We start from the raw sequence: 6,250 nt of genomic DNA, 5'->3' as shown, positions 1-6,250 counted from the left end.
CCGTGGGCCCCTACCGGCTGCTGCTGGGCGCCGCCGACGCCGAGGGGGCGCTGGACGCCGCCGAGCGCGTCGTCGTCCTCGGCCACCCCACCCTGTCGCGGCCGGTGACGCGGCTGCTGGCGCGCGACGACGTCGAGCTCGTCGTGGTCAGCGGCTCGGGCCGCTGGCCGGACGCGGGCTTCCGCGCCGCGCAGGTGCTGCCGGCGGCGGCGGTGGCGGGCCCGCCGGGGGAGCGGGAGCTGGAGTTCGCCGCCCGGTGGGCGCGGGCCGGCAAGCTGGCCGCCGACGCGGTCGACGCCGTGCTGGACGCCGAGGCGGCCGCGGGGGTGCTCAGCGGGCCGTGGGCGGCGCGCGCGGCGGTCGCCGCCTGCGCCGCGGACGGCTCGGCGTTCGTGGTGGCCGCCAGCAACCCGGTGCGCGACGCGGACGTGGCCACCCGCCCGGCGGGGGTGCCCACGGTGTCCAACCGGGGCCTGGCCGGCATCGACGGCACCCTGGCCACGGCCTCGGGGGTGGCGCTGGCCCGCGGGGGCGGCGCGCGCCTGCTCGTGGGGGACCTGGCGTTCCTGCACGACGCCAACGCGCTGCTGCCGGTGCTGGGCGAGGAGCGCCCGGACCTGACGGTGGTGCTCGTCAACGACGACGGCGGCGGCATCTTCGAGACGCTGGAGCACGCCGGGGCGGTGCGGCGCAGCACGTTCGAGCGGGTGGTGGCCACCCCGCACGGGGTGGACGTGGCGGCGCTGTGCGCGGCGTCGGGCGTGGCGCACGAGCGCCCGGGCACGCCCGCGGCGGCGGCCGCGGCGATCGCGGCGCGCCCGGCGGGGCTGCGGGTGGTGGAGCTGCGGGTGCCGCGCGAGCAGGTCGCGCCGCGGGCGCAGCGCATCGCCGCGGCGGTGCGGGCGGCGGTCGCCGCCGGCTGAGGGCCCCTCAGAGCTTGCGCAGGCCCCGGGCCACCTCCGCCTGGGCGACGACCTCGGCCAGCGCCGCGCCCGTGGAGGCCGTCACGGCCGCGGCCACCGCCCCCTCCAGGAACGGCGCGTCCACCAGCCGCACCCGGGCCAGCTCCTCGTCCTCCAGCTCGGCCAGCCACGCCTTCGCGGTGAGCACCGCGCTGCCGAGGTCGACGAGCACCGCGACGTCGGCGCCCTCGTCCAGCGCCGCCCGGCAGGCCTCCTCCAGGGCGTCGGCGCTGGTGCCCAGGCCGCCGTCGGCGGTGCCGCCCACCGCGCGCACCCGCTGCGCGCCGCCGGCCACCTGGGCGGCCAGCTCGGCCACGCCGGCCGCGGCGGCGGCGCTGTGGGAGAGCAGGACCAGCCGCACCGGGGCGCTCACGCGCCCTCCCCGGCCCGGGCGTCCAGCGCGTCGGCCCCGAGCGCGTCGGCCAGCGCGGTCAGCAGCAGCTCCACCGAGCGCGCCCCGGGGTCCAGGTGGCCCCGGCTGCGCGGGCCCAGGTAGCTGGCGCGGCCCTTGCGCGCCACCAGCGGCACGGTGGAGGCCGCCCCCTCGGCCGCGGCGCCGGCGGCGGCCCGCGCCGCGCGCGGCAGCGGCGCGCCCTCCTGCGCGGCGCGCTCGAAGGCGGCGACCGCCGGGTCCAGGGCGTCGACCATGGTGGCGTCCCCCACCCGCGCCTCCCCCAGGCGCACCACGCCCTCCAGCGCCGCGCGCAGCGCCGCGGCCACCTGCGCGGCGTCCGCGGCGGGCACCTCGCCCAGCGCCTTGCCGGCGCGGCGCAGCGCGGTGCCGAACAGCGGCCCGCTGGCCCCGCCGACGGTGCTGACCAGGGTGCGCCCGGCCGCGCCCAGCACCTGCCCGGGCGTGCCGTCCGCGCCGCCCGCGCCGCCCGCGCCGTCGGCGTCCAGGGCGGCGAGCACCGCCTCCGTGCCGCGGCGCAGGTTCACGCCGTGGTCGGAGTCGCCGACGGGGCGGTCCAGGTCGGTCAGCTCCCCGGAGCGCTCGGCGACGGCGGCGGCGAAGCCGCGCAGCCACTCCCGCGCCGCCGCGGCGTCCAGCGCCTCGCGCGCCACCGCGCTCACCGCCCCCAGCGCAGCGCGGGCGTGGCCACCGGCGCGTCCCACAGCCGCAGCAGGCGCTCGTCCAGGCGGCACACGCTGACCATCGCCCCGGCCATCTCCAGGCTGGTGACGTGGTTGCCCACGAGCATGCGCACCACCCGCGCCCCGCGGCCCTGCAGCTCGGCGTGCACGTCCCCGGCCAGCACCTGCAGCTCCAGCAGCGGCGTGCCGCCCGCGCCGTTGACGAGCACGAGCAGCTCCTCGCCGCCCACGGGCGCGTCGTCGGCGATGGCGCCCACGGCGATCGCGGCGATCTCCCGGGAGGTGGCCAGCGGCACCCGCTCGCGGCCCGGCTCGCCGTGGATGCCGATGCCCAGCTCCATCTCGCCCGCCGGCAGGTCGAAGCCGGGCTTGTCGGAGCCGGGGGTGGTGCACGGGCTGAGGGCCACGCCGAAGCTGCGCGAGCGCTCCACGACCTCCCGGCCCAGCGCGGCCAGCTCCGCCAGCGCCAGGTCCTCCTCGGCGGCGGCGCCGACGACCTTCTCCACGAACAGGGTGGCGCCCGTGCCGCGCCGGCCCGCCGTGTAGGTGCTGTCGGTGACGGCCACGTCGTCGTCGACGAGGACGGTGGCGACCTCCACGTCGTCGTCGTCGGCCAGCTCGGCGGCCATCCGGAAGTTCAGCACGTCGCCGGTGTAGTTCTTCACCACGTGCAGCACCCCGGCCCCGCCGGAGGCGGCGCGGGTGGCGGCCAGCACCTGGTCGGGCACGGGGGAGGTGAACACCGCCCCGCAGGCGGCCGCGTCGAGCATGCCGTGCCCGACGAACCCGGCGTGCAGCGGCTCGTGGCCGGAGCCGCCGCCGGAGACCAGCCCCACCTTGCCCGGGCGCGTGCCGCCGGCGCGGGAGACGACCCGGGCCTCGACGTCGACGGCCAGCTCGGGGTGGGCGGCGGCCAGGCCGCGCACCCCGAGCTGGCCGACCTGACGAAGCGCCCGAGGCAGGTCTCGGCGATGTTCGACGACGTCGCGCAGCGCTACGACGTCACCAACGACGTGCTCTCGGCCGGTCAGGACCGGCTGTGGCGGCGCGCGGTGGTGCGCGCGGTGGACGCCCGGCCGGGCGAGCTGGTGCTGGACCTGGCGGCGGGCACGGGCACCTCCAGCGAGCCGTTCGCCGACCGCGGCGTGCGGGTGGTGCCGTGCGACTTCTCCCTGGGGATGCTGCGCACCGGCAAGTCGCGCCGCCCGGACCTGCCCTTCACGGCGGGCGACGCCACGCGCCTGCCCTTCACCGACGGCGCCTTCGACGCGGTGACGATCTCCTTCGGCCTGCGCAACGTCGTGGACGTCGACCGCGCGCTGGGCGAGATGGCGCGCGTGGTGCGCCCGGGCGGGCGGCTGGTGGTGTGCGAGTTCTCCACCCCGCCCAACCGGCTGCTGCGCAGGGCCTACGGCGCCTACCTGCACCACGGGCTGCCGCGGGTGGCCAGGCTGGTCAGCTCCCACGGCGAGGCGTACGGCTACCTGATGGAGTCCATCGACGCCTGGCCGGACCAGCGCGCCCTCGCCGGGCGCATCGGCGCGGCCGGCTGGGAGCACGTGCAGTGGCAGGACCTGTCGGCGGGCGTCGTGGCGCTGCACCGGGCCGTGCGCGCGGGCGGCTGAGCGCGCCGAACTACACTCGACGGGGCTCGTGAAGGATTTCACGAGCGATGACGACGGAGGACCAGGTGGCGGTCGAGACCGGCGGCGCACCCAGCGCCGCCCCGCGGGCGGGTGCGGACGGGGCAGCGGCCCCGGACGCCGACGTCCTCGTGGTGGGCGCCGGCCCGGCGGGCTCCACGCTGGCCCGGTACCTGGCCGCGGCCGGCCGGCGCGTGCTGGTGCTGGAGAAGGGCGCCTTCCCGCGCGAGAAGGTCTGCGGCGACGGCCTGACCCCGCGCGCCAGCCGCGAGGTGGAGCTGCTGGGGCTGCCCACCCCCCGCGAGGACGGCTGGGTGCGCAACCGCGGCCTGCGGCTGCTCGGCGGCGGGGTGCGCCTGCAGGTGCCGTGGCCGGAGCTGGGCGACTTCCCCTCCCACGGGCTGGTGCACACCCGCTCCCGCTTCGACCAGGCGCTGGCCGAGCACGCCCGCGCCGGCGGCGCGAACGTGCTGGAGCGCACCTCGGTGACCGCGCCCGTGGTGGACGAGCGCACCGGGCACGTGGTGGGCGTGCGGGCGCGGCCGGTGGACGAGCGCGGCCGGCGCGCCGGCGAGGAGCGCGTCCTGCGCGCCCCCGTGGTGGTCGCCGCCGACGGCGTGGGCAGCCGGCTGGCGCTGTCGATGGGCCTGCAGCGGCGCGAGGACCGCCCGCTGGGCGTGGCGGTGCGCACCTACTTCCGCAGCCCCCGCCACGACGACGACTGGCTGGAGAGCTGGCTGGAGCTGCGCGAGCCCGGCGCGCGCCCGCACGAGCTGCTGCCCGGCTACGGCTGGGTCTTCGGGGTGGGCGACGGCACGAGCAACGTCGGCCTGGGCGTGCTCAAGGCCGACGCCGGCTCCGGCGACGTGGACTACCGCGACCTGCTGCGCCGCTGGCTGGCCTCGATGCCGCCGGAGTGGCGCTTCGACCCCGAGCACCAGGTCGGGGAGGTGCGCGGGGCGGCGCTGCCGATGGCGTTCAACCGCACGCCGCACTACACGCGCGGCCTGCTGCTGGTGGGCGACGCGGGCGGCATGGTCAACCCCTTCAACGGGGAGGGCATCGCGTACGCGATGCAGTCGGCGCGGCTGGCCGCGGAGGTCGTGGACGCCGCGCTGGACGCGCCGGACGCGCGCGCCCGCGAGCGCGCGCTGCACGGCTACCCGGCGGCGGTTCGCGCGGAGCTGGGCGGGTACTACACGCTGGGGCGCGTGTTCGTCTCGCTCATCGGCCACCCCGAGGTGATGCGCGTGGCCACGCGCTTCGGGCTGCCGCGGCCAGGGCTCATGAAGCTGGTGGTCAAGCTGCTGGCCAACCTCGCCGACCCCGCCTCGAAGGACGCCACCGACCGCGTGGTCGTGGCGCTGCAGCGGCTGGCTCCCGCCACGTGAGGAGCGACGCGTGAGGAGCGACGTGATGGGCACCAGGACGAGCACGGGCAGCGCGGGCGGTGGTCTGCCGACGGCCGACCCGGAGCTGGGCTCCGCCCTGCGCGACGGGCTGGAGCTGGTGGAGGAGCGCCTGCGCGAGGCGGTGGGCAACGCCGACCCGCTGGCCGACGCCGCCTCCCGGCACCTGGTGGAGGCCGGCGGCAAGCGGGTGCGCCCGATGCTGACGCTGCTGGGGGCGCGCTTCGGCGACCCCTCGCGCCCGGAGGTGGTGGACGCCGCCGTGGTGGTGGAGCTGACGCACCTGGCCTCGCTCTACCACGACGACGTCATGGACTCCGCGCCCACGCGGCGCGGGGCGCCGGCCGCGCAGCACGTGTGGGGCAACAACGTCGCCATCCTCACCGGCGACCTGCTCTTCGCGCGCGCCTCCAACGTCGTCGCGGGCCTGGGCCCGGAGGCGGTGAAGGTGCAGGCGGCCACGTTCGAGCGGCTGTGCCTGGGCCAGCTGCACGAGACGGTGGGTCCGCGCCCGGGCGAGGACGCGGTGGCGCACTACCTGGACGTGCTCAGCGACAAGACGGCCTCGCTGATCGCCACGGCCGGCCGCTTCGGCGCGCAGTTCTCCGGCGCGGCGCCGGGGGTGGTGCGCGCGATGGTGGCCTACGGCGAGGACGTGGGCGTGGCGTTCCAGCTCGCCGACGACGTGCTGGACCTGACCAGCGACGTGGGCGACTCGGGCAAGCGGCCGGGCACGGACCTGCGCGAGGGGGTGCCCACCCTGCCGGTGCTGCTGGCGCGCCGCGCCGCCGCCGAGGGCGACGCTCAGGCCGCGCGCGTGGTGGCGCTGCTGGACTCCGGCCGCCTCGGCGACGACGACGTGCTGGCGCAGGCCGTGGAGGCGCTGCGCGCGCACCCGGTGACGCGCGCGGCGCGGGCCACGGCCCGCGAGTGGGCCGAGCGCGCCACCACGCACCTGGTGGACCTGCCCGACGGCCCGGCGCGCCGGGCGCTGGAGACCTACGCGGGCACGGTCGCCGACCGCGTGGGCTGAGCGGGCCGCGCGGCGCGCTCGCGCCGGCGCCCGCCCCGTGACGACCCCTCGCGGGCCGTGCCCGCCGCGGGGCCGGACGGGTGGACCCGGCCCGGTGCGGGGCCCGCG

7 protein-coding genes are annotated in these 6,250 nt (G+C 78.9%); 4 read left to right on the top strand and 3 right to left on the bottom strand.

Annotated features, from left to right (window positions below):
- Positions 1 to 923, top strand: a 923-nt coding sequence (locus GTR00_RS11840; RefSeq protein ID WP_240899924.1) for a thiamine pyrophosphate-dependent enzyme, incomplete at its 5' end; no start/stop codon positions are given.
- Positions 924 to 930: 7 nt separating this feature from the next.
- Here the strand turns inward: GTR00_RS11840 and dhaM are convergent.
- The 3 genes from dhaM to dhaK are packed head-to-tail and all read right to left on the bottom strand — an operon-like array spanning position 931 to position 2,983.
- Complete coding sequence (gene dhaM / locus GTR00_RS11835; RefSeq protein WP_166611826.1) at positions 931 to 1,335, bottom strand: dihydroxyacetone kinase phosphoryl donor subunit DhaM; 405 nt, start codon at positions 1,333 to 1,335, stop codon at positions 931 to 933.
- Positions 1,332 to 2,045 (bottom strand): dihydroxyacetone kinase subunit DhaL, encoded by a 714-nt coding sequence (gene dhaL / locus GTR00_RS11830; RefSeq protein ID WP_407659681.1) that lies wholly within the window; start codon positions 2,043 to 2,045, stop codon positions 1,332 to 1,334. The genes dhaM and dhaL overlap by 4 nt, the downstream gene beginning before the upstream one ends.
- Complete coding sequence (gene dhaK / locus GTR00_RS11825) at positions 2,033 to 2,983, bottom strand: dihydroxyacetone kinase subunit DhaK (RefSeq protein ID WP_323132424.1); 951 nt, start codon at positions 2,981 to 2,983, stop codon at positions 2,033 to 2,035. Before dhaK ends, dhaL begins: the two co-directional genes overlap by 13 nt.
- Positions 2,984 to 3,028: 45 nt before the next feature.
- Between dhaK and GTR00_RS11820 the strand changes: the two genes are divergently transcribed.
- The 3 genes from GTR00_RS11820 to GTR00_RS11810 are packed head-to-tail and all read left to right on the top strand — an operon-like array spanning position 3,029 to position 6,142.
- On the top strand, positions 3,029 to 3,682 hold the full coding sequence (locus GTR00_RS11820) for a demethylmenaquinone methyltransferase (RefSeq protein WP_205705617.1): 654 nt from the start codon (positions 3,029 to 3,031) through the stop codon (positions 3,680 to 3,682).
- A gap of 47 nt (positions 3,683 to 3,729) precedes the next feature.
- Positions 3,730 to 5,091, top strand: coding sequence for a geranylgeranyl reductase family protein (locus GTR00_RS11815; RefSeq protein ID WP_166611822.1), 1,362 nt, complete (start codon positions 3,730 to 3,732; stop codon positions 5,089 to 5,091).
- Positions 5,092 to 5,116: 25 nt separating this feature from the next.
- On the top strand, positions 5,117 to 6,142 hold the full coding sequence (locus tag GTR00_RS11810; protein WP_166611827.1) for a polyprenyl synthetase family protein: 1,026 nt from the start codon (positions 5,117 to 5,119) through the stop codon (positions 6,140 to 6,142).
- Positions 6,143 to 6,250: the final 108 nt, after the last annotated feature.

The organism is Kineococcus indalonis, from assembly GCF_009906395.1.
Taxonomy (GTDB): domain Bacteria; phylum Actinomycetota; class Actinomycetes; order Actinomycetales; family Kineococcaceae; genus Kineococcus; species Kineococcus indalonis.
Note: the sequence above shows the minus strand (reverse complement) of the source record. Positions and strands in the feature narration are given on the sequence as shown.